Genomic DNA, 18536 nt, shown 5'->3' on the forward strand with positions numbered 1-18536 from the left:
CGGCTACCTCATGCCTGCGACCGTTTGACTTCCCAGGTCGTCACCCGTTCGCCGGTTTCCGGGTCCTTGCCGTCCTTGAGTTGGATTCCTCGCGCCTGAAGATCGTCACGAATGCTGTCCGCTTCAGCGAAGTTCTTCGCCTTGATGAGTTCGAGACGGGCACGCACGCGCTCGTCGATTTCATGCACGACTGCCTCGTCGAGTTCGATTTCCTTCGGCGCAACGCCAAGCAGAGCTGCACTTGCAGCGAAAACGCCCGCCTGACGCGAATCGACGGATGCCTTCTGGGCAAGCGCATGCAGTGCCTGAACCGCGGCGACGGTGTTGAGGTCATCCGCAAGCGCTGCGACGATTGCAGGATCCGGCTCGCCGACTGCCTCTCCGGGCACAGGCCATTTTGACAGCAGGTGCTCGGCCTCCTCAAGCCGCTTGATGGAGAAGTCGATCGGCTCGCGATAGTGAGTCATCAGCATTGCAAGCCGCAAGACCTCGCCCGGCCACTTGCGCCCGCCGAATTTCTCGGTGTGGAGGAGTTCGTAGATCGTGACGAAATTGCCCTCGGACTTCGACATCTTGCGGCCCTCGACCTGCAGGAAGCCATTGTGCATCCAGACGTTCGCCATCACCTCGGTACCATGGGCGCAACGCGACTGGGCGATTTCGTTTTCATGATGCGGGAATATCAGATCCAGCCCGCCTCCATGAATGTCGAACACTTCGCCGAGATAACGTCCGCTCATGGCCGAGCATTCGATGTGCCAGCCGGGGCGACCGCGTCCCCAGGGGCTCTCCCAGCCAGGCTCGTCGTCCTCGGAAAGCTTCCAGAGCACGAAATCGCCGGGGTTTTTCTTGTGGGCATCGACCGCGATGCGGGCACCGGCCTGCTGTTCGTCGAGGTTGCGTTTCGAAAGCTGGCCATAGTCGGCCATCGACTTCGTGTCGAACAGCACTTCCCCGGCAGCTTGATAGGCATGTCCCTTCGCAATGAGCTTCTCGATGATCTCGATCATCTGGGCGATGTTCTCGGTTGCGCGCGGCTGCAGGTCAGGATCGAGGCAGCCGAGCGTCGCGACATCTTCGAGAAACTGCGTCAAGGTTTTCTCGGTGACGCGCCGGATCGCCTCATTCAGCGGCAGTCCCGGATAATCGCGCAGCGCCCGTGCGTTGATCTTGTCGTCGACGTCGGTGATGTTGCGGGCATAGGTGACATGGTTCGCGCCGTAGACATGGCGCAGCAACCGAAAAAGAACGTCGAAGACGATGTTCGGACGCGCGTTGCCGATATGGGCATAGTCGTAAACCGTGGGGCCGCAGACATACATACGGACGTTCTTCGGATCGATGGGCCGGAAATCGGCCTTCTCCCGCGTCAGTGTGTTGTACAGCTTCAACGTCGGCATTGCGCCCATCCCAAATCTCCAAGCCTGCGTGCAACCGTCGGAATATACAGCGTCCGGGCGGCCCGCACGTTTGTCATCTTGGATTTCGGGAGACGAAAACGGTCAGGCCAGCGGATCGCTAGCGAATAATCTTTCGGCAAATAATGCAGATAACCGTTTTCATGGCGACACTTATCGCGCTTCACATCACGCCGGTCAAGAGGTCAACCACAGGCAAGCAACGACCGGTATCATCGAATGCTGGCGGCCATGGTTTTGTCATCATTTGGCTTATTTGGATCGCCGCAACGGGAAGGAGATTCGCGATTGCAGATTGGCCCCTGCATCCGATCCCTGTTTCCGGAGGAACAAGGAGGAGCTTTGTTTTCGCGCATAACGGGAAAACAAAGTGTTTCCGGTAGGGGACTGCATCAAGGAGAGAATGCAAAGTGAAGGCCGCCAAGATCACCGAAACGAAACCGCCCGTCGCCGATCTGGTAACTATGTATCGGCCGCTTGGCCTGAAGGCCGTGCTCGCCGCCGCGCTCCAGGTCAAGGTTAAGCCGGCAGGCAAGCTCGTCAAGCGCACCGCCTAAATCCCGCTGACACGGCACCTCGCTAAAACAGGGACATCTGCCTGTCGTCGCCGTTCCGGTCGTCGGCGCGGTTCCGACTTGCCGCTTCCGGCGACCTGACAGGAACGACTTCTTCCTGGAGTTCTGGTCCGGTATTGGCGACCTTGTTGACCCTGTCCGATACAGCGATTGCCTCGAAATAGTCGTCCGGAGCCGGCGTCATGAGATCGGCAACTTCGCGCGGTTCCTGGGTCCTGCAATCCAGCCAGCGGGCAAAGTCTTCCGGCTGGATGACGACCGGCATGCGATCATGGATATGCCGAATCACCTTGTTTGCACCCGTGGTGAGGATCGCTGCCGTATCGACCTCCGAGCCGTCTGCCGAAGACCACGTCTCCATGAGGCCGGCAAAAGCGACGATCCCACCCCTCTTCGGGCGGACCCAGTAGGCCTGGGAAGCTTCGCCGCTGTCTTTTGCCGGGCGGTGCCACTCATAGAAGCCGGAAGCCGGCACCAGAATGCGGCGATGCCGCATCGCCGCGCGGAAGGCCGCCTTTCCGATCGCCGATTCTGAACGGGCATTAATGAGCAGCGGGAACTTGCGTGGATCCTTCACCCAGCCGGGTGTGAAGCCCCAGCGGACAAGCATAGCTTTGCGCTCCGGCAGGTTGCTGCCCGGCTTCGCGCGATCCGAGGCGACGACCACGATGATCGGCTGCGTTGGCGCGATGTTGTAGCGCGCCGGGAAGTCTTCCGCCTCCAGCAGGCCAAACAGTTCCATCAGTTCTTTCGGCGTCGCTGTCAGCGCAAATCGTCCGCACATGACACGGATGTGGCACTTCACGTAGGATGGGTCAACGATCCAACGCCATTTTGATTCTGCGATGCGAAAGCAGCCCCAACTCGCCTCCTCCGCCATCCTCGAACGGGACGGGCGCTATCTCCTCGTCCGGCGCGCCAACCCGCCGTCGGCCGACATGTACGCCTTTCCCGGCGGCCGGGCAGAGCCGGGCGAGACGCCGGCGGACACTGCGCTGCGCGAACTTGCCGAGGAGACCGGCATCAGCGGCCGCGACCCGGTGCTCTTCGAAACCTACGATCTGCCAGGAAAGGAATCGGAGGGGCGGCATTTCCTGCTTTCGGTTTTCAGGGTCCAGGCGGATACCGACGCCGTCGCGATCGCCAACGATGACGCCGCAGGCGTCGGCTGGTTTACACCTGAGGAGATCTACGAATTGCCGATTCCCGAGAGCGTTCGCCAATGCGTGGAAAGACTGTCGGGGCTCCGGCCAAAGCTTCCTAGAAGTGACGTTTGCCATAAAACCGACGCTGATTCGGATTTGATGGGATCATGATCAACACCCCGCCCATTGTCCGGCTTGCCTTGACTGGCGCCCTTCTCGTATTCGCTGTCGGCGCCGCGGCTCAGCAAGAAGAGACGCCACAACCGGACAAGGCGGCGCCTCCTGTGACTGGGGAAAACGCGACGCCCTACGACCAGCGACTGATTCGCCTCGCCGAAATTCTCGGATCGGTCCATTATCTGCGCAATCTCTGCCTCAAGGCCGAGGAAGACACGTGGCGTCGTTCGACACAGGAATTGATCGACAAGGAGACGGGCGACGAACCGAAGCGGCGCGAGCGTCTGACCGCCGCTTTCAACCGTGGGTATCGAACCTTCGCGTCCGTCTACACGACTTGCACCGAACCCGCCACGCTCGCCGAGCAGCGCTACCGTGCCGAAGGTGCAACACTTGCGTCAGAAATCGTCGCCCGCTTTGGAAATTAGGGATAAATTAACCTCTTTTTTCGGGACCCCGTGTCGTTTCGGGAAAAGGCTGCTAAGTTTGTTAAGAGAGCAGTAAGAAGTCGCCGGCCTCTCCGCCCCGTTCAGTTGCGGTTCAGCGGAACGTCGTTAAGTTGAGCCAAGTGCACGTATTGGAAGTCGCATGGAACGAATGATGGAACCAAGCCTGACCGACATCGACGACATGATCGTCCACGAGAAAATGCAGGCGGCCCTCGAACATCAGAACGAAGCCTGGGCGGACGGCATGGCTGACGGTATCGAGCCGGAGATCATCGCCGATGCCGCGATCGCGCTAGCCATGCGGGAAACCATCCGTCTCCATGGCGAAGAAGGTGCTGAAGCGATGCTGAATTCGCTTCGTGAGCGAATGCTGGCCGGAGAGTTCTCGCCGCAGCGGACAATCCAATAATATCGGGACTGCCTCAATGAGACGGAACCTTGCAAACCGGGTTTCCTCGGTTCGCCTTGCTACGCTGCTTTTGGCCGGCGTAGCCGCGTGCACGCCGCTCATGGCTGCTCCGACGTTTGCGCTCAGCGAGCTCCAAGGGGTTCCTGGCCCCATTGCCAGCGATCAGAATAGGGCGCCCTCCGACCAGCCTGAGCAGGTCGAGCCAGAGGAGAAGGCGCCTCTCGAAATTCCGATGCCTGACCCATTGGTCGACAATGCGGCAGCGAAGGATGACGAAATCGAGGTCCCGCAAATCGTTGAGCCGATCGAAGTGCTGACGGATGTCTCCAAGATTCCGGCGCCCGTTGCTCGCATGCGTCAACTGATCGTCGAAGCCGCCGCCTCGGGCGATATCGAAAGGTTGCGGCCACTGCTCGGCAAGGGACCGACCCAGACACAGGTGACAGGCGTCAACAGCGACGAGGACCCAGTTACAACACTCAAGGGTCTTTCCGGCGACCAGGACGGCGTCGAAATCCTGGCGATCCTTCTCGACGTTCTATCGACTGGTTTCGTTCTTGCTGACAAGGGCACGCCGGAAGAAGCCTACGTGTGGCCCTACTTTGCCGAGAAGCCGTTGTCTTCACTGACGGCGCCAGAAAAAGTGGACCTGTTCCGCCTCGTCACTGCCGGCGACTTCGCCGAAATGGAAGAATTCGGCAGCTACAACTTCTACCGAGTCGGCATCACACCTGACGGCCGGTGGAAATTTTTCGTGGGCGGTGACTGAGTGATCCAGCGACCCGGAGTGGAGCACTTTTCTCGCCCTGTTCCGGCGGTACGCTTGCCGATGACCTGAGAACATCCTACCTCTTCGACAAAGAGAACAGGATTCGAACGATGTCAAAGGTTTGCCTCGATGACCGCGCGGTCGTCAGCGTTTCCGGCAAGGACGCCGAAGATCTTCTGCAAAGCCTGATCACCACCGACATTGGCGGGCTCGGCGCCGACGAAGCACGCCCTGGCGCCTTGCTGACGCCGCAGGGCAAGATCCTGTTCGACTTTCTGATTTCCCGGGATGGCGAAGCGCTGAGGCTGGAGACAACAAGTGACCAGGCCGAGCCGCTGCTGAAGCGGCTGAGCATGTATAAACTGCGCTCTGCCGTCGACCTCTCGTTGCGGTCGCCCGCGCCGGTCACGGCCGTGTTCGGCGAAGAGCCGCCGGCGGGGAGCTATCGCGACCAGCGATTTGAAAAGGCCGGGCTTTCCGTTTTCCGTCTTTATCGCGAAATGGAGGGCGCGGACGCGACCGTGGCCGATCTCGAGCAGTTGAGGATCGCGGGCGGCATTGCCGTTTCCGGGGCCGATTTCGCCTTGCAGGATGCCTTTCCGCACGATGTGTTGATGGACCTCAATGGCGGGCTCTCCTTCAGGAAGGGCTGCTATGTCGGCCAGGAGGTCATTTCCCGCATGCAGCACCGAGCCACGGCCCGCCGCCGTGTTGTGATCGCTACCGGCGAAGCGCCGCTGCCGCCGACGGGTGCGAACGTCTCCGTCAATGGCCGATCGATTGGCACGCTCGGCACCGTACGGGATAAGGCGGCTCTCGCCATCGTCCGGATCGACAAGGCCGGCGAAGCGATCGCCAAGGGGGACACCATTCTTGCGGGCGACGTGCCGGTGACGTTGACCTTGCCCGGCTGGACCGGCCTTTCGTTCCCGACCGAGGCGGACGAGGCAAGCGCATGATGAATGCGAGAGCCTGGCAGCGTATGCTTTCCGGCCGGCGGCTCGATCTGCTCGACCCCTCTCCGCTCGACGTCGAACTTTCCGACATCGCCCACGGCCTTGCTCGCGTGGCGCGCTGGAACGGCCAGACGTCGGGCGATCACGCCTTTTCCGTCGCCCAGCATAGCCTGATCGTCGAGGATATCTTCCGTCGGACCAACCGCTGCAATACGGACGAATGCTTGATGGCGCTCCTTCACGACGCCCCCGAATATGTCATCGGCGACATGATCTCACCGTTCAAAGCGGTCGTCGGCGGTGGTTACAAGTCCGTGGAAAAGCGCCTCGAAAGCGCCATACACCTGCGCTTCGGCTTGCCGCCTCATACGCCAAAGGAACTCAAGGAGCGGATCAAGAAGGCCGATCGCATTGCCGCCTATTTCGAGGCGACAGAGCTTGCCGGTTTCTCGGCGGAAGAGGCCCGCAAGTTCTTCGGCCAACCGCGCGGCATTACGCGGGAGACCCTGCTGATCGATCCGCTGCCGGCGGTCGAGGCGCAGCGGCTCTTCGCCGAACGGTTCAATTCTCTCGAAGGGGAGCGAACCATGGCAAAGGCAGAAGCCTGAATGACCGGCATTGTCGTTTCGCCGCTTGCGCGCATCGCAGAAATGGCCGTTCGCCACGGTTGCCGCGAAATGGTGAGCCTGCTTGCCAAGGGGCAGGATTTTCACCGTCCCGCCGTCATCGACCGAGCCAAACACCTGACGATCGGTGTCAACGACATCAGCTTCGCGGGAACGGGCGACCTGATTGCGCCGCAGGAGGAACACGTCCGGCGGATTATTGATTTTGCCCGCAACTGGGACCGTACCCGACCGCTCCTCATCCATTGCTGGATGGGCGTTTCTCGCTCGCCGGCAGCGGCATTGATCGCGGCGCTGGCGGTCGAGCCGGACCAGGACGATGCCACGCTCGCAGCGCGCCTGCGCCACGCCTCGCCATTCGCGACACCCAACCCGCGACTGGTGGAGATCGGCGACGAGGCGCTGTCGCGAAGGGGCAAGCTCGTTGCTGCCGTACGGTCCATCGGCCGCGGCGCCGACGCCGATGGCAATGCGCCATTCATGCTCACCACTCGAGCGGAGAGCGCCCGGCATGCCGACTGACGTGCCTGCAGTCACGGTCGAGATCGGCCTCAATGCGGCGATCGTCGCGGTGGTCAACCGCAGCCCGCATATCCTCGCCGTCAGCGAGGCAGATGGCGACGCGCGTGACAGCCTGCCCTTCGGTCCATTCGATCCGGCGCGTCACCGCACCTTCGAGACAGGGCTGCGCGACCGCGTCGAAAAACGCATCGCCCTCAGGCTTGGATATATCGAACAGCTCTACACCTTCGGCGACCGCGGTCGCCAGCGGTTGCCCGGCGAGGAAGGCAAGCACATGGTCTCCGTCGGTTATCTGGCGCTAACGCGCACCGACGCCGAGAACAACGAGCGGTTGGCCGAGGCCGGCGCCCATTGGCGAGACTGGTACGGCTATCTGCCGTGGGAGGATTGGCGGTGGGGGCGTCCCGCCCTCCTCGATCAGGTCATCCTGCCGGCGCTCGCTCGCTGGGAAAACAGTCCACCATATGACGAACGATCGGCTTCCGCCGCGCAGCGTCGCTCCCGCATTCGGCTCGCCTTCGGCCTTGACGATTTCCCCTGGGACGAGGAGCGCGTGCTCGAACGCTACGAGTTGCTTTACGAGGCCGGCCTTGTGCGTGAGGCGGTGATCGACGGGCATTGCCGCGATCTCGACAATCCGGCCATCGGCTTGGCGATGCGCCACGATCACCGTCGCATCGTCGCGACGGCCGTCGCCAGATTGCGCGGCAAGATCAAGTACCGGCCCGTCGTGTTCGAACTGATGCCACCGGAATTCACGCTAACCGATCTGCAGGCAACCGTCGAAGCGATCTCCGGCCGTCACTTGCACAAGCAGAACTTCCGACGTCTGGTTGAGGGGGCGGAACTCGTCGAGCCGACCGGCGGAACGCTCGCCTCCACAGGCGGGCGGCCGGCCGCGCTTTTCCGCTTCCGCCGCCAGATCCTCGACGAGCGGCCTGCGCCCGGCCTGAAAGTCGGCGGGCGATAAAACAACGGACCTACTGGATGACGGCACAAGCCAGCCGGCCACCTGCATCACCCGCCGGTTGGCTGCGGTTGTCATCGGAACGCGCATGGACCATCAGGGCGCGGCCGCGGATCGCGGTGCCCTTGTCGTCGAGAGTGACGAAGCTGTTGAATATCTGCGCGCGCAGGGTCCCGTCGGCGCCGACATATTGGTTCGGCATATCGCCTGCATGCGGACCTTTTGTCGCCAGGAATCCGTGTTCGGCGTTCTCATCTTCGCCCGCAAAATGCTTGCCCGCCGACTCGAAGCCGCCCGCAGGATCACAGCTTCCGACTTCGTGAACGTGGAAGGCAACCCAGGTATCCTTTGGCAGGCCGTTGACCTCCATCTCGATCAGCACCCCTTTTCCGGCCGCGGTCAGCGCAGCCCGGCCCGTCTCCTTGCCATCCTTGCCGACGAAATTCGCGACAGCGGTCTGCGACGACTCTTGCGCAGACGCGATAGCAGGCGCAGTGGCTGCCGCGCCGATGGCCAGCGCAACTACAGCTAATGTTCTGATCATCACCAAAATCCTTCCTCGCTCACGGCACAGAGAAACCAACGCGCGGGTGGTAATGTCGTTCCACGCGAGCGCGGAAGAGTTGTGGTTGGTGATTTCGAGGGCGCGGCTCGCGGCGACACTAAATTGTCACGTCGAGCCCGATATCGAGCGTCGGCGCCGCCATGGTGATCTTCGATGTGGAGATGTAGTCGACACCCGTCTCGGCGATTGCCCGGATAGTGTCCATCCTCACGTTTCCGGATGCTTCGAGCCGCGTGCGGCGCGGGTCGGAGGCATAGTCGGCTGCGCTAAGCCGCCAATGTTCGGCATTGACGGCGACGGCCTCGCGCAGCAAATCCGGTCCCATATTGTCGAGCAGGATCACGTCCGGCGCAGCAGTCAGCGCCTCGCGCATCTGTGCAAGCCCGTCGACCTCGACCTCCACCTTGACGAGATGGCCGCAATAGGCGCGTGCGGCACGAATGGCGTCGGCAACACCACCGGAAACGGCGATGTGGTTGTCCTTGATCAGCACCGCGTCATCGAGGCCATAGCGATGGTTGGAGCCCCCGCCGAGACGGACGGCGTATTTCTCCAGGGCACGCAGGCCGGGGATGGTCTTGCGCGTGCAACAGACCTTGGCGGCGGTATCAGCGATCTCGTCGGCGAATTTCGCCGTGTAACTGGCGATCCCGGAGAGGTGCATCAGGAAATTGAGAGCGACGCGCTCGGCGGACAGCAGACCCCTTGCGCGACCGGATATCCGCGCAATGGTCGTACCGGGCGCGGCACGATCGCCATCTGCAGCCAACGCATCGAAGCGGATTGACGGATCGATCAGCCGAAATGCCGTTCTTGCCAGTTCCAGCCCGGCGATCACCCCCGCATCGCGGACGCGCATGTCCGCCGATGCCGTCACATCCGGACCGATCGTCGATAGAGTCGTGATATCGCCGGCGCGGCCGAGATCTTCCAGGAGAGCAGCCCTCACCTGATCTTCGACCATGAGGGCGGGCAGTTCCGGGCGTAGCGCGGCAGTCATGGGCTTGGCTCCTGCATCTGTCTGGATGTCGATAACGCTTGGAGATTATATCCGGCCGGCGTCACGCCGGCTCGGTTTCGGCTACTTCTGCGGCCAGGCGTTCGGCCTGCGCCAGCGTCAGGTACGTGCGCCGCTGCCATTCGGGGCGCTCGGACGCGCAATCAGCGCGGAAATGGCCGCCGCGGCTCTCGGTGCGCTGAAGGGCTGCGACGGCGATGAGCTTCGCGGTGGTGATGATGTTGGCGAAGCGCAGGCGGTTGTTGGCGCGCTCCAGCGCCGCAATCTCGCGGATCGCCCGCGTCAGGCTCTCGCGCGTGCGGATAACGCCGACGCACTCGCTCATCAGGCTGCGCAGGATCTTGAGTGGCGGGCTATCCTCGACCGTTACCGGATCGTCGCTTTCGCCAGCGTTGTCTCCCCATTCGGTGAGCTTCGGCGCCGGCAATGTGCCCTTGATGCTTTCCGCGATGCGCGCGGCGAAGACGACGGCCTCGAGCAACGAGTTGGAAGCAAGACGGTTGGCGCCGTGAACGCCGGTCGAGGTCACCTCGCCCGCTGCCCAGAGACCATCGATCGAGGTGCGGCCCTGCCCGTCGGTCAACACGCCGCCCATGTGATAATGAACCGCAGGAACGACCGGGATCGGCTGAGTCACGGGATCGATGCCCGCCGCAAGGCAGGAGGCATAAACGGTCGGGAACATCTCCGAGAAATGTTTGCCGACCGCCTTGGTGCAATCGAGGAAGGCGCCACGCCCGGCCTGCACCTCGGCAAAAACGCCACGCGAGACGATATCCCGCGGCGCGAGTTCGCCGTCGGGATGAATGTCGAGCATGAAACGGTGACCTCTGGAATTGACAAGTACGGCGCCGTCACCACGCAGCGCCTCGGTAGCCAACGGCGCCGGGTCCTTGCCGATATTGATCGCGGTCGGATGGAACTGGACGAATTCCGGATCGGCGATGATGGCGCCCGCCCGCGCAGCCATGCCAACACCCTGGCCGCAGGCCTCCCACGGGTTGGTGGTGACGGCATAGAGATGCCCGATGCCGCCGGAGCACAGCACGACAGCGCGCGCCGGGAAGGAAACGCGGGTCTTCGATTGACCGGCGTCCGGCCTTGCGACGACGCCGGAGATGAAGCGCCCCTCACGCACCAGCTCCTCGACCACATAGCCTTCGATAATCCGGATAGACGGAGTCCTGCGCACGGCAGCGATCAGCGCTTCCATGATCGCCTTGCCGGCCATGTCGCCCCTGACGCGAACGATACGCCGTTCGGAGTGCGCCGCCTCGCGCGAAAGCAGGAGCTTGCCTTCAAGATCCCGGTCGAAGGGCACGCCGTATTCGAGCAGGTCGTGAATACGCGCCGGCCCCTCGGCGACCATCATCCGTGTCATTTTCTCGTCGACGATACCGGCACCGGCCGTGACCGTATCGGCGACGTGCTTTTCGAACGTGTCACCCGGACTCATCGCGGCAGCGATGCCGCCTTGTGCCCAGGCAGACGAGGCGCCATGGCCGATCGGGGCGGCGGCAAGGATGGTCACGGGACGCGGCGCCAGCTTCAGTGCGCAGAAGAGCCCGGCAAGCCCGCCGCCGACGATGACGATGTCATCGATGCCGTTGAAGGATTGCGGGCGAAAATGGTCTTTCAGCATGGTTCGGTAGCTCCTCCAACCACATGCGTGGGTGCCGAGCCGCGGCCCGGGCATCGATTACTGCTTGAGGTTCACCATGCGCTCGACCGCAAGGCGTGCGCGACCGGCGATCACCGGGTCGACCAGAACCTCTTCCGTCATGGTGAGCAGGCTGTCGAGGATCTTCGGCAGCGTGATGCGCTTCATGTGCGGACAGAGATTGCAGGGTTTGATGAAATCAACGCCCTCGACTTCCGCCTGAATATTGGAAGCCATGGAACATTCGGTGACGAGAAGTACCTTTGGCGGCTGCTTGTCTTTGACGTAGTTGATCATGCCCGACGTGGAGCCGGAGAAATCGCAGACGGCGATGACGTCGGGGTGGCATTCCGGATGACCGATGATCTCGATGCCCGGGTTGGCCTCCTTATAAGCGAGGAGTTCCGCCGCGGTGAAGCGTTCATGGACCTCGCAGTGGCCCTTCCAGGTGAGGATTTTCTTGTTCGTTTGGCGCGCGACATTCATCGCGAGGTATTCGTCGGGAATGCAGAGGACCGTGTCGGACGCCAGGCTCTCGACGACCGCCAGCACGTTGGACGACGTGCAGCAGATGTCGGTCTCCGCCTTCACTTCGGCCGAGGTGTTGACGTAGGTAACGACCGGCACACCGGGGTAACGCTCCTTGAGCAAGCGTACATCCGCGCCGGTGATCGATTCGGACAACGAGCAACCCGCCTTGGCGTCCGGGATCAGCACAGTCTTTTCCGGATTGAGGAGCTTCGAGGTCTCGGCCATGAAATGCACGCCGCACTGGACGATGATTTCGGCGTCGACCTTGGTGGCGTCGCGCGCGAGCTGCAGCGAATCGCCGACGATATCGGCGACGCAATGGAAGATGTCCGGCGTCTGGTAGTTATGCGCCAGAATGACGGCGTTGCGCTCCTTCTTCAGTCGGTTGATCGCATGAACGTAAGGCGCGTAGGCGGGCCATTCGATGGCCGGGATGAAATCCTTGACCTTCTCGTAGAGATGCGCGGTTTCGCGGGCGATCGCCGGTGTATACGCAAGGTCCGGCTTTTCGATGACACCGAAGCGCGCGGCCGCGCTGACGAATGCCGGGGCTGGCACTGCGTCTGCGCGAAGGTCAAGATTGGTCATCGTCTCTCCTCTCCCGCCGTTTCCGGCAGTTTCTAATTATGCTCATATTGAGCATAATTAGGTCAAAACAAAAGCGGCGAAGCCGCGGCGACTGATTTAGAAAGTTTTGTGACAGATTTCAAGGAGGATGCGCCCATTTCGGGCGCATCGGTATTGTCGCCGGTCAGGCCATCGCCGGTCTTACGACGCCGCGCTCCTCGATCGGCCAGTGGACAATGGCCGCAAAGACGCCGAGCGCGACACCCAGCCACCAGACCGGGTCATAGGAGCCGAAGCGGTCGTAGAGGTAGCCGCCCATCCAGACGCCGAGGAAGGAGCCAATCTGGTGGGAAAGGAAGACGATACCGCCAAGCAGGCCGAGATGTCTCGTTCCGAACATGATCGCCACCAGGCCATTGGTCGGCGGCACGGTCGACAGCCACAGCAAGCCCATGACAATGGCAAAGATAATGACCGAGGTCGGCGACTGCGGCAGCAGCAGGAAGGCCGCGACAGCGACCGAGCGGGCAAGATAGATCAGCGCCAAGAAATAGGGCTTCGAATAGCGCTGGCCGATGATGCCGGCCGAGAACGATCCGATGATGTTGAAGAAGCCGATCAGCGCAAGCGCAATCACCGCATAACGGGCATCGATGCCGATGTCGCCGATATAGGCGGGGAAATGGGCGGTGATGAAGGCGACCTGATAGCCGCAGACGAAGAAGCCTGAAACCAGCAGCAGATAGCTTCCATGCCCCAATGCCTCCCTCAGGGCCTCACCGACTGTCTGCTTGTACTGCATTTCCGATTGACGACCGGAAGACGCGTTGCCGCGCAAAGGAATTGCGACAAGCGGGACGAGCAGCATCAGCACCCCGAGATAGACGAGGCTGTCGGACCAGCCAAAGGCGGAAATCAACCCCTGGCTGAGCGGCGCGAACAGGAACATGCCGGCCGAGCCAGCAGCCGTGCCGATGCCGAAGGCGAGCGAACGCTGCTCCGGCGCGACATTGCGGGCAAAAGCGGAAAGTACGATGCCGAAGGAACCGGACGCCACACCGAGACCGACCAGCACGCCGCCGCCGATATGCAGCCAGATCGGAGCATTGGCAAAGGCCATGATGATGAGACCCGCCGCGTAAACAAGACCAGACAGCGCCAGCACGCGCCAGGTGCCGAACTTGTCGGCTACGGCGCCGAAGAACGGCTGACCAAGGCCCCAGCAGAGATTCTGCAGCGCCATTGCAAGGCCAAAGGTCGTTCGGTCCCATCCCGTATCAGCGAGCATCGGCAACTGGAAGAAGCCCATGGCGGAGCGCGGACCGAAGGTGAGCATCGCAATGATGGAACCGGCGGCGATGATCAGCCACGGCAGGCTGTTATCGGCTGAACGCGCGGCGGCTGAGGAAATCGCGGACATAGGAGAGCTCCGATTTGTGAGGGCGCATCCTATGGCGGCACTCATATTGAGGAAAGCCAATTAATTTGACGATGTGATCACAGGAATTGATAGCGCATGCCGGCAAAGCCGCCATCGCCGCAGCGTAAGATGCTTCAATTGGCGTTGCGCATCTTCATCGGCCAGCGCTCGCTGCGCCGCCGAATGACCGTAGCCTCGTCGCCGAGTTTGACCGTGCCCTCGCCTCGGGGCACCGCATTCCAACCGAAGAGAACACCCGCCACGCGCCGGTCGGCGGACATGCGCTTTTCGCCAAGACCCTGGATCGGATTGCCGCCGACCCTCTCGCCCGTCAACTGGTCCTGCGTGGTCATGATGCATCGGGCGCAGGGCTTGACGAGATCAAAGGCGATGCCCGCGATCTCCAGGCTTTCCCACCAATCCTCCTCCCATGGGTCATTGCAATCGATCAGGATATTGGTGCGGAAACGCTCCATGCCGACTGGCTCCTGCCCCTTCTCGACCAGCGTGCGGTTGAGATCGGCAAGCGACCCGGTCGTCGTGACGAGGATCGGAAAGCCATCGGCAAATCCGACCGGCGCTGCCACGCCCGCCCATTCGGCGCCGACGAAGCGCTCCGCCTGTTGGTCCATGTGGACGAGCTTCACCGGCCGCCCGAACCAGCCGGAAAGCACGTCATTGGCCGCATCATCGGCCAACGCCGCGTCGACATCGCTCGACCAGACGCGGACGTCGAGCCGCCGGTCCGGATCAAAGCGCACGGACAATTCATTGCCGTTCATTTTCAGCCGTACGCCGCCGTCGATGTGCGCCGCTTCGACCTGTGCCAGCGCCTGCAACTCGCGCTGGGTGATGAAACGGCCATCCGGTTCGACCACCATGAAGCGCCGGTCGCCGGCGAGCCCATCGACATTGACCATCACGACGGTTTGCGGAATGGCGCGGCCGCTCTTCAGGGGATGGATGTTAAGGCCGGTCACTTTCATGTCGATCTTCCCGAGCTCAGAAATTGATTCAGGCCGCTCGCAACCTGATTCACGGAGCGGCGCCAATCCGTTGAAAGATTTAGATTTCATCCAGCAGCATGGCAAGCACGCCACGCAGCCTTGCTTGCCGCTCCGTCGCCAACCGGCGCCCTGTCGCCGTCTGGAAGCCGTCCGCGAGACGAAAGAGCTTTGTCTCGAAATGGTCGATCGCGAAGGCCTTGTCATCGAGCGGCCGATCGTCGGCCAGCGGGTCAAGCGGATCGTAGAGCCCGCTGCCCATGCGTCCGGCGATGTAGAAGCAGCGCGCCGCGCCAACCATGCCGATCGCGTCCAGCCTGTCGGCGTCCTGCAGAATTTTCGCCTCGAGCGTCTCGGGCGGCAAGTTGGCGGAAAAGCTGTGCGTCAGGATCGCGTGGGCGACTGGCGAAATATCCGCCGTGCGCCAGCCCAGCCCGTCGAGGATTTGCCATGCCTTCTCGGCGGCAAGCCGGGAAGCTTCGGCACGCTGCGGTGAATTCTTCTCGACCGAAACGCAATCGTGGAGCAGGACGGCGGCTGCGAGAATGCCCGTGTCGCCCCCCTCCTCCGCCTGTATGCGCGCGGCGTTTTTCCAGACGCGAATGAGATGCGACGCATCGTGCGAACCGTCGCCATCGTCAAAAGCATGCGGCAGGAGCTCCCTCGCTAGCTCGTCATGAGGCGCAAAGGCTGCGGCCAGCTCCGGAAGACGTGTCATGCGCGGCTTGTCCTTTCTGTCGTGGTTCCAGCAGTGTCTGGCGGGCCGCCGTTCCCCGTATTGGAGAGGATCTTCTGGTAGAAGAGGCCGATACCGATCAGTACGCCACCGAGGCCGATGAAGGACAGGGCGCGCAGGAAGCCTTCCAGATTCGACATGTCGATAAGGAAGACCTTGAGCACGGCGATGAAGACGAGTACGGCCGAAGCAATGCGGACGCTCTTCGCATTGAAGCGAGAGCCGACGACCAGGAGCAGCACGCCGAGTACGAGCCAGACCACCGAATAGGTGTAGGTTTCTCCCTGGAGGAAGCCCTTCCAATCCGCGACATTCTCCCCTTGCCAGAAGCGGCGAACACTGAGGCTCGCCCAGGCAAAGGCGAGGACGGCACCGCTTACGGCAAGAGCGGCGACATAGGGCCAGGGGCGTTTGTCGCGCGCATACCAGGAGAGGCCGGCATAGGCGATGCCGGGCAGCAGATAGCCGATAAAGAGCAGATCGAAGAATGGGATCCTGCCGAGCAGTTCTCCGCTGAAATAGGGATTGAGGCCGACAAGGTGCGCCGAAAGCACCGACAGCATCGAGAGCACGCCGAGCACCATGCCGCCGTAACGGAACACCGGACTCGGCGATCTCGTGTCCAGTGTCATGAAGATGCCGGACGCCCCGATTGCGAGCAGCGTATAAATAGACTGCTCCGCAAGCGTCGGAACGGAGCTGTCCAGAACACCGCCATTCATTGCGTGACGAACAAGGATCGCCAGTGTCAGCAGCACAAAGAGGCTTGCGAGCGCCTGCAGCAGATTGCGCACGCGCGTCGCTGGCGTCGCGCGAAGCAGATAGGCGGATGCCACCAGCAGCAATGCCGGAATGCCGTAGCCCGGCAGGAGGGCATTGAAGACAGGCGTCGTCGAGAGATTGCCTGCACCGACGATCGTCGGCTCCCAGCCGATCCGCGCCAGAACGACAAGGGCAGATCCAACGGTTATCCAGGGCAGCACGGGCCACGAGCGAGCGCGTGTGGCGAAGGTGTATCCGGCGCCGAGCAGCGCGACGGCAAGGGTGGTGACGAGGCCGTCCGTCCAGGCATGCAGACCGAGGACGAAGAGGCCGAAGGAGCCCGCCACCGACAGCCCGCCGGCGATATGCAAATCCCTTGTTTCGGCGCTTCGGCGGTATAACCACTCCACGACAACAAGTAGAAACAAGCCGCCAATGAAGGCTGCGAGCCCATGCGACAGATCGAAGGCGAATTTGCCCGTCATGAGGAAGGACATGGCCAGAAGCGCGTTTGGCACGATGGCGGCAATGCCCGCCCAGACGATGGCAAGCTGGGATTGTGTCTCGAGACGCCTGCCGAGCACGAAGGAAGCCAGCAGGACGAAGACGGCCGACAGCACCATTGCGGTCAACATCGCCGTGCTGCCGGAAACGACGATCTCGGGCGAAAGCTGCGCACGCGAAGGGTCGAGATAGGCAAGAACATTGCTGAGCGCCGTCAGGCTCCACGTGCCGGCGATCGCGCCGAAGGCGGCGAAGAGAGCCGGATAGATTGCCGTTGCCCTCAGTGCGCCGACCATGGCAAGCGCTGCGATCACCACGACAAATTCCTGGATAGGGAAACGCTCGGCGGTGACGGCCGGACTGATGAAGAGGAGTGCCAGAACCGTTGCCGCGATCGCGGCCGAAACGGTGACTGCCGCATGGGGCGGCGCGAACAGTCTCTCCCATGGACCGGCTGCAGTTGCGGTGACACGACTGGCGTCCGGCTCGCGCTCTGCTGTTACAGATCGCTCGGCGGCGCCAGGCCAGATCAATCCGACGCCCGCAATCATCACCAGCAGCGCGAAAGTGACCGGCGGTGCCTCGAAGGGTGTCACGCCCGCAACATAGGCGAGCCCCCAAAGGCCAAGCCCGGCATTGGCGAGCGTCGGCACGACCGTCCACTGGCGCAGGCGCGAGGCGCAGAGCGTCGCAAGCCAGGCAATCGAGAGGAAGCCGAACAGCACCCAGGGTCGAGGTTCTGCGCTCGATACAAACAATGGTGTGAGCAATGAGGCGAGAAGCCCGAGTCCGGCAAGCGCCTGGCCATGCAGCAGGGACAAAGCCACCGTCACCAGCGAAACCAGCGCCAGCAGTACGAAAGCGGTTGCCGTGCCGATGAATCCGTAGATGCCGTGGGCGGCATAGACGACACCGAACAGCGTGACAGCGCCGGCCGCCGTCAGAACGCCCGGGATCATCGCATGTCGGAACCTGTCGGCAATCGTCGGCACCGCACGACGGCGGATCACTTCGCCGGCCATCCCAAGCACAAGACCGAAAGCCGCCGCGAGCGTCAGTCGAACGGCCGGGCTCAGCAGCCCTGCATCGATCGAATATTGCACCAGGAAGTAACCACCGAGCGCCAGCGCGAGACCACCGACCCAAACGGGCCACTGGCCGCCGATTCGGCTTTCGAGGCTTTCGGTCGCGGGTGTCGGTGCCTCTGCCATGGCTGCCGGCGCAACTTGCTCGTCCTGGCCCGCCTTCTCGGCCTTCTCCCGGTCTGACGTCTCCCCGCCGAAGATGCGCGCACCCTCGCGCGCCGTCCGCGACCAGGGGCCCACCTTTCCTTCGCCTCCAGCGGCGGTCGCATCCGGAGCCTGCGCCTCGTCGGCCGCCTGCGAGGGAGCAGGTTCGGCCGCGGTCTGCCGCTCGCTCAATCGAGCGATCTCGACTTTCAGCGAATTGATCTCGTTCGCCAGCCGCTCCGCGGTCTTTCGGCCACCGAGAAAAGCGGCAAGCGCCATGGCAAAGGCAACGAAGGCAATGATTTCCAGCATCTTCCCCCCTACAGCGCCGCGCGTTCAATCGGACGCGCTAAGGTCGCTGTAGCACTTTGAATTGCTGCATGATTTTGTCCTTAATCGATTCCGATTTAAAGAATCATGCAGTGGCTGCAATCTTCGCAGGCTGCTCGCGACCATACAGGTTTTCGCACATCGCCAAATGCATTGACAGCGGGGCGCAGCAATCTCTTCACTGAACTGTCGCGGAA

At 62.3% G+C, this 18536-nt stretch carries 19 protein-coding genes; 9 read left to right on the forward strand and 10 right to left on the reverse strand.

The window, feature by feature from the left end; all coding sequences use genetic code 11:
• Nucleotides 1–8: 8 nt before the first annotated feature.
• Nucleotides 9–1409 (reverse strand): cysteine--tRNA ligase, encoded by a 1401-nt coding sequence (gene cysS, locus PZN02_RS00090; RefSeq protein ID WP_280659629.1) that lies wholly within the window; start codon nucleotides 1407–1409, stop codon nucleotides 9–11.
• Between the two features lie 419 nt (nucleotides 1410–1828).
• Between cysS and PZN02_RS00095 the strand changes: the two genes are divergently transcribed.
• On the forward strand, nucleotides 1829–1975 hold the full coding sequence (locus tag PZN02_RS00095; RefSeq protein WP_225105074.1) for a hypothetical protein: 147 nt from the start codon (nucleotides 1829–1831) through the stop codon (nucleotides 1973–1975).
• A gap of 22 nt (nucleotides 1976–1997) precedes the next feature.
• Here PZN02_RS00095 and PZN02_RS00100 read toward each other — a convergent pair whose 3' ends face one another.
• Nucleotides 1998–2777: an SOS response-associated peptidase gene (locus PZN02_RS00100; protein WP_280659630.1), complete on the reverse strand. Its 780-nt coding sequence runs from the start codon at nucleotides 2775–2777 to the stop codon at nucleotides 1998–2000.
• A 61-nt stretch (nucleotides 2778–2838) separates the two neighbouring features.
• On the opposite strand from PZN02_RS00100, the gene PZN02_RS00105 reads away from it, so the two are divergent.
• The 8 genes from PZN02_RS00105 to PZN02_RS00140 all read left to right on the forward strand — a co-directional run bounded on the left by PZN02_RS00105 (nucleotide 2839) and on the right by PZN02_RS00140 (nucleotide 8016).
• Nucleotides 2839–3309, forward strand: a complete 471-nt coding sequence (locus PZN02_RS00105; protein ID WP_280659631.1) for an NUDIX hydrolase — start codon at nucleotides 2839–2841, stop codon at nucleotides 3307–3309.
• Entirely contained in the window at nucleotides 3306–3743 is a 438-nt protein-coding gene (locus PZN02_RS00110) for a TIGR02301 family protein (RefSeq protein WP_280659632.1), read from the forward strand. Before PZN02_RS00105 ends, PZN02_RS00110 begins: the two co-directional genes overlap by 4 nt.
• Before the next feature lie 160 nt (nucleotides 3744–3903).
• Entirely contained in the window at nucleotides 3904–4173 is a 270-nt protein-coding gene (locus tag PZN02_RS00115; RefSeq protein ID WP_085939040.1) for a hypothetical protein, read from the forward strand.
• A 16-nt stretch (nucleotides 4174–4189) separates the two neighbouring features.
• Entirely contained in the window at nucleotides 4190–4942 is a 753-nt protein-coding gene (locus PZN02_RS00120; protein ID WP_280659633.1) for a hypothetical protein, read from the forward strand.
• A gap of 110 nt (nucleotides 4943–5052) precedes the next feature.
• Nucleotides 5053–5901 carry a CAF17-like 4Fe-4S cluster assembly/insertion protein YgfZ gene (ygfZ, locus tag PZN02_RS00125; RefSeq protein WP_280659634.1) on the forward strand — a complete coding sequence of 283 codons (849 nt, stop codon included), beginning with the start codon at nucleotides 5053–5055 and terminating at the stop codon, nucleotides 5899–5901.
• Nucleotides 5898–6506, forward strand: coding sequence for a YfbR-like 5'-deoxynucleotidase (locus PZN02_RS00130; protein ID WP_280659635.1), 609 nt, complete (start codon nucleotides 5898–5900; stop codon nucleotides 6504–6506). Before ygfZ ends, PZN02_RS00130 begins: the two co-directional genes overlap by 4 nt.
• Nucleotides 6507–7046: a tyrosine phosphatase family protein gene (locus PZN02_RS00135; RefSeq protein WP_280659636.1), complete on the forward strand. Its 540-nt coding sequence runs from the start codon at nucleotides 6507–6509 to the stop codon at nucleotides 7044–7046.
• Nucleotides 7036–8016: an NUDIX hydrolase gene (locus tag PZN02_RS00140; RefSeq protein WP_280659637.1), complete on the forward strand. Its 981-nt coding sequence runs from the start codon at nucleotides 7036–7038 to the stop codon at nucleotides 8014–8016. Before PZN02_RS00135 ends, PZN02_RS00140 begins: the two co-directional genes overlap by 11 nt.
• Before the next feature lie 10 nt (nucleotides 8017–8026).
• Here the strand turns inward: PZN02_RS00140 and PZN02_RS00145 are convergent, their stop codons facing one another.
• The 8 genes from PZN02_RS00145 to PZN02_RS00180 form a co-directional block, all read right to left on the reverse strand.
• The gene (locus PZN02_RS00145) at nucleotides 8027–8557 is read right to left on the reverse strand and encodes a superoxide dismutase family protein (RefSeq protein WP_280661563.1); all 531 of its coding nucleotides are present in this window, start codon (nucleotides 8555–8557) and stop codon (nucleotides 8027–8029) included.
• Between the two features lie 118 nt (nucleotides 8558–8675).
• Complete coding sequence (nadC, locus tag PZN02_RS00150) at nucleotides 8676–9578, reverse strand: carboxylating nicotinate-nucleotide diphosphorylase (protein ID WP_280659638.1); 903 nt, start codon at nucleotides 9576–9578, stop codon at nucleotides 8676–8678.
• A gap of 61 nt (nucleotides 9579–9639) precedes the next feature.
• Nucleotides 9640–11238 carry an L-aspartate oxidase gene (locus PZN02_RS00155; protein WP_280659639.1) on the reverse strand — a complete coding sequence of 533 codons (1599 nt, stop codon included), beginning with the start codon at nucleotides 11236–11238 and terminating at the stop codon, nucleotides 9640–9642.
• 57 nt (nucleotides 11239–11295) lie between these two features.
• Nucleotides 11296–12375: a quinolinate synthase NadA gene (gene nadA, locus PZN02_RS00160; RefSeq protein ID WP_280659641.1), complete on the reverse strand. Its 1080-nt coding sequence runs from the start codon at nucleotides 12373–12375 to the stop codon at nucleotides 11296–11298.
• A 163-nt stretch (nucleotides 12376–12538) separates the two neighbouring features.
• Nucleotides 12539–13774 carry an MFS transporter gene (locus PZN02_RS00165; protein WP_280659642.1) on the reverse strand — a complete coding sequence of 412 codons (1236 nt, stop codon included), beginning with the start codon at nucleotides 13772–13774 and terminating at the stop codon, nucleotides 12539–12541.
• 134 nt (nucleotides 13775–13908) lie between these two features.
• Nucleotides 13909–14760 carry an MOSC domain-containing protein gene (locus PZN02_RS00170; RefSeq protein WP_280659643.1) on the reverse strand — a complete coding sequence of 284 codons (852 nt, stop codon included), beginning with the start codon at nucleotides 14758–14760 and terminating at the stop codon, nucleotides 13909–13911.
• A 79-nt stretch (nucleotides 14761–14839) separates the two neighbouring features.
• Complete coding sequence (locus tag PZN02_RS00175) at nucleotides 14840–15496, reverse strand: HD domain-containing protein (RefSeq protein WP_280659644.1); 657 nt, start codon at nucleotides 15494–15496, stop codon at nucleotides 14840–14842.
• Nucleotides 15493–18321, reverse strand: coding sequence for a DUF2339 domain-containing protein (locus PZN02_RS00180; RefSeq protein WP_280659645.1), 2829 nt, complete (start codon nucleotides 18319–18321; stop codon nucleotides 15493–15495). Before PZN02_RS00180 ends, PZN02_RS00175 begins: the two co-directional genes overlap by 4 nt.
• Between the last annotated feature and the right edge of the window lie 215 nt (nucleotides 18322–18536).

It is taken from the genome of Sinorhizobium garamanticum, assembly GCF_029892065.1.
Lineage (GTDB): Bacteria > Pseudomonadota > Alphaproteobacteria > Rhizobiales > Rhizobiaceae > Sinorhizobium > Sinorhizobium garamanticum.

Coding starts and splice junctions, on each gene's coding strand:
- cysS (WP_280659629.1), bottom strand. CDS start 1,409: ATGGGCGCAATGCCGACGTTGAAGCTGTACAACACACTGACGCGGGAG.
- PZN02_RS00100 (WP_280659630.1), bottom strand. CDS start 2,777: ATGTGCGGACGATTTGCGCTGACAGCGACGCCGAAAGAACTGATGGAA.
- PZN02_RS00105 (WP_280659631.1), top strand. CDS start 2,839: ATGCGAAAGCAGCCCCAACTCGCCTCCTCCGCCATCCTCGAACGGGAC.
- PZN02_RS00110 (WP_280659632.1), top strand. CDS start 3,306: ATGATCAACACCCCGCCCATTGTCCGGCTTGCCTTGACTGGCGCCCTT.
- PZN02_RS00115 (WP_085939040.1), top strand. CDS start 3,904: ATGGAACGAATGATGGAACCAAGCCTGACCGACATCGACGACATGATC.
- PZN02_RS00120 (WP_280659633.1), top strand. CDS start 4,190: ATGAGACGGAACCTTGCAAACCGGGTTTCCTCGGTTCGCCTTGCTACG.
- ygfZ (WP_280659634.1), top strand. CDS start 5,053: ATGTCAAAGGTTTGCCTCGATGACCGCGCGGTCGTCAGCGTTTCCGGC.
- PZN02_RS00130 (WP_280659635.1), top strand. CDS start 5,898: ATGATGAATGCGAGAGCCTGGCAGCGTATGCTTTCCGGCCGGCGGCTC.
- PZN02_RS00135 (WP_280659636.1), top strand. CDS start 6,507: ATGACCGGCATTGTCGTTTCGCCGCTTGCGCGCATCGCAGAAATGGCC.
- PZN02_RS00140 (WP_280659637.1), top strand. CDS start 7,036: ATGCCGACTGACGTGCCTGCAGTCACGGTCGAGATCGGCCTCAATGCG.
- PZN02_RS00145 (WP_280661563.1), bottom strand. CDS start 8,557: ATGATCAGAACATTAGCTGTAGTTGCGCTGGCCATCGGCGCGGCAGCC.
- nadC (WP_280659638.1), bottom strand. CDS start 9,578: ATGACTGCCGCGCTACGCCCGGAACTGCCCGCCCTCATGGTCGAAGAT.
- PZN02_RS00155 (WP_280659639.1), bottom strand. CDS start 11,238: ATGCTGAAAGACCATTTTCGCCCGCAATCCTTCAACGGCATCGATGAC.
- nadA (WP_280659641.1), bottom strand. CDS start 12,375: ATGACCAATCTTGACCTTCGCGCAGACGCAGTGCCAGCCCCGGCATTC.
- PZN02_RS00165 (WP_280659642.1), bottom strand. CDS start 13,774: ATGTCCGCGATTTCCTCAGCCGCCGCGCGTTCAGCCGATAACAGCCTG.
- PZN02_RS00170 (WP_280659643.1), bottom strand. CDS start 14,760: ATGAAAGTGACCGGCCTTAACATCCATCCCCTGAAGAGCGGCCGCGCC.
- PZN02_RS00175 (WP_280659644.1), bottom strand. CDS start 15,496: ATGACACGTCTTCCGGAGCTGGCCGCAGCCTTTGCGCCTCATGACGAG.
- PZN02_RS00180 (WP_280659645.1), bottom strand. CDS start 18,321: ATGCTGGAAATCATTGCCTTCGTTGCCTTTGCCATGGCGCTTGCCGCT.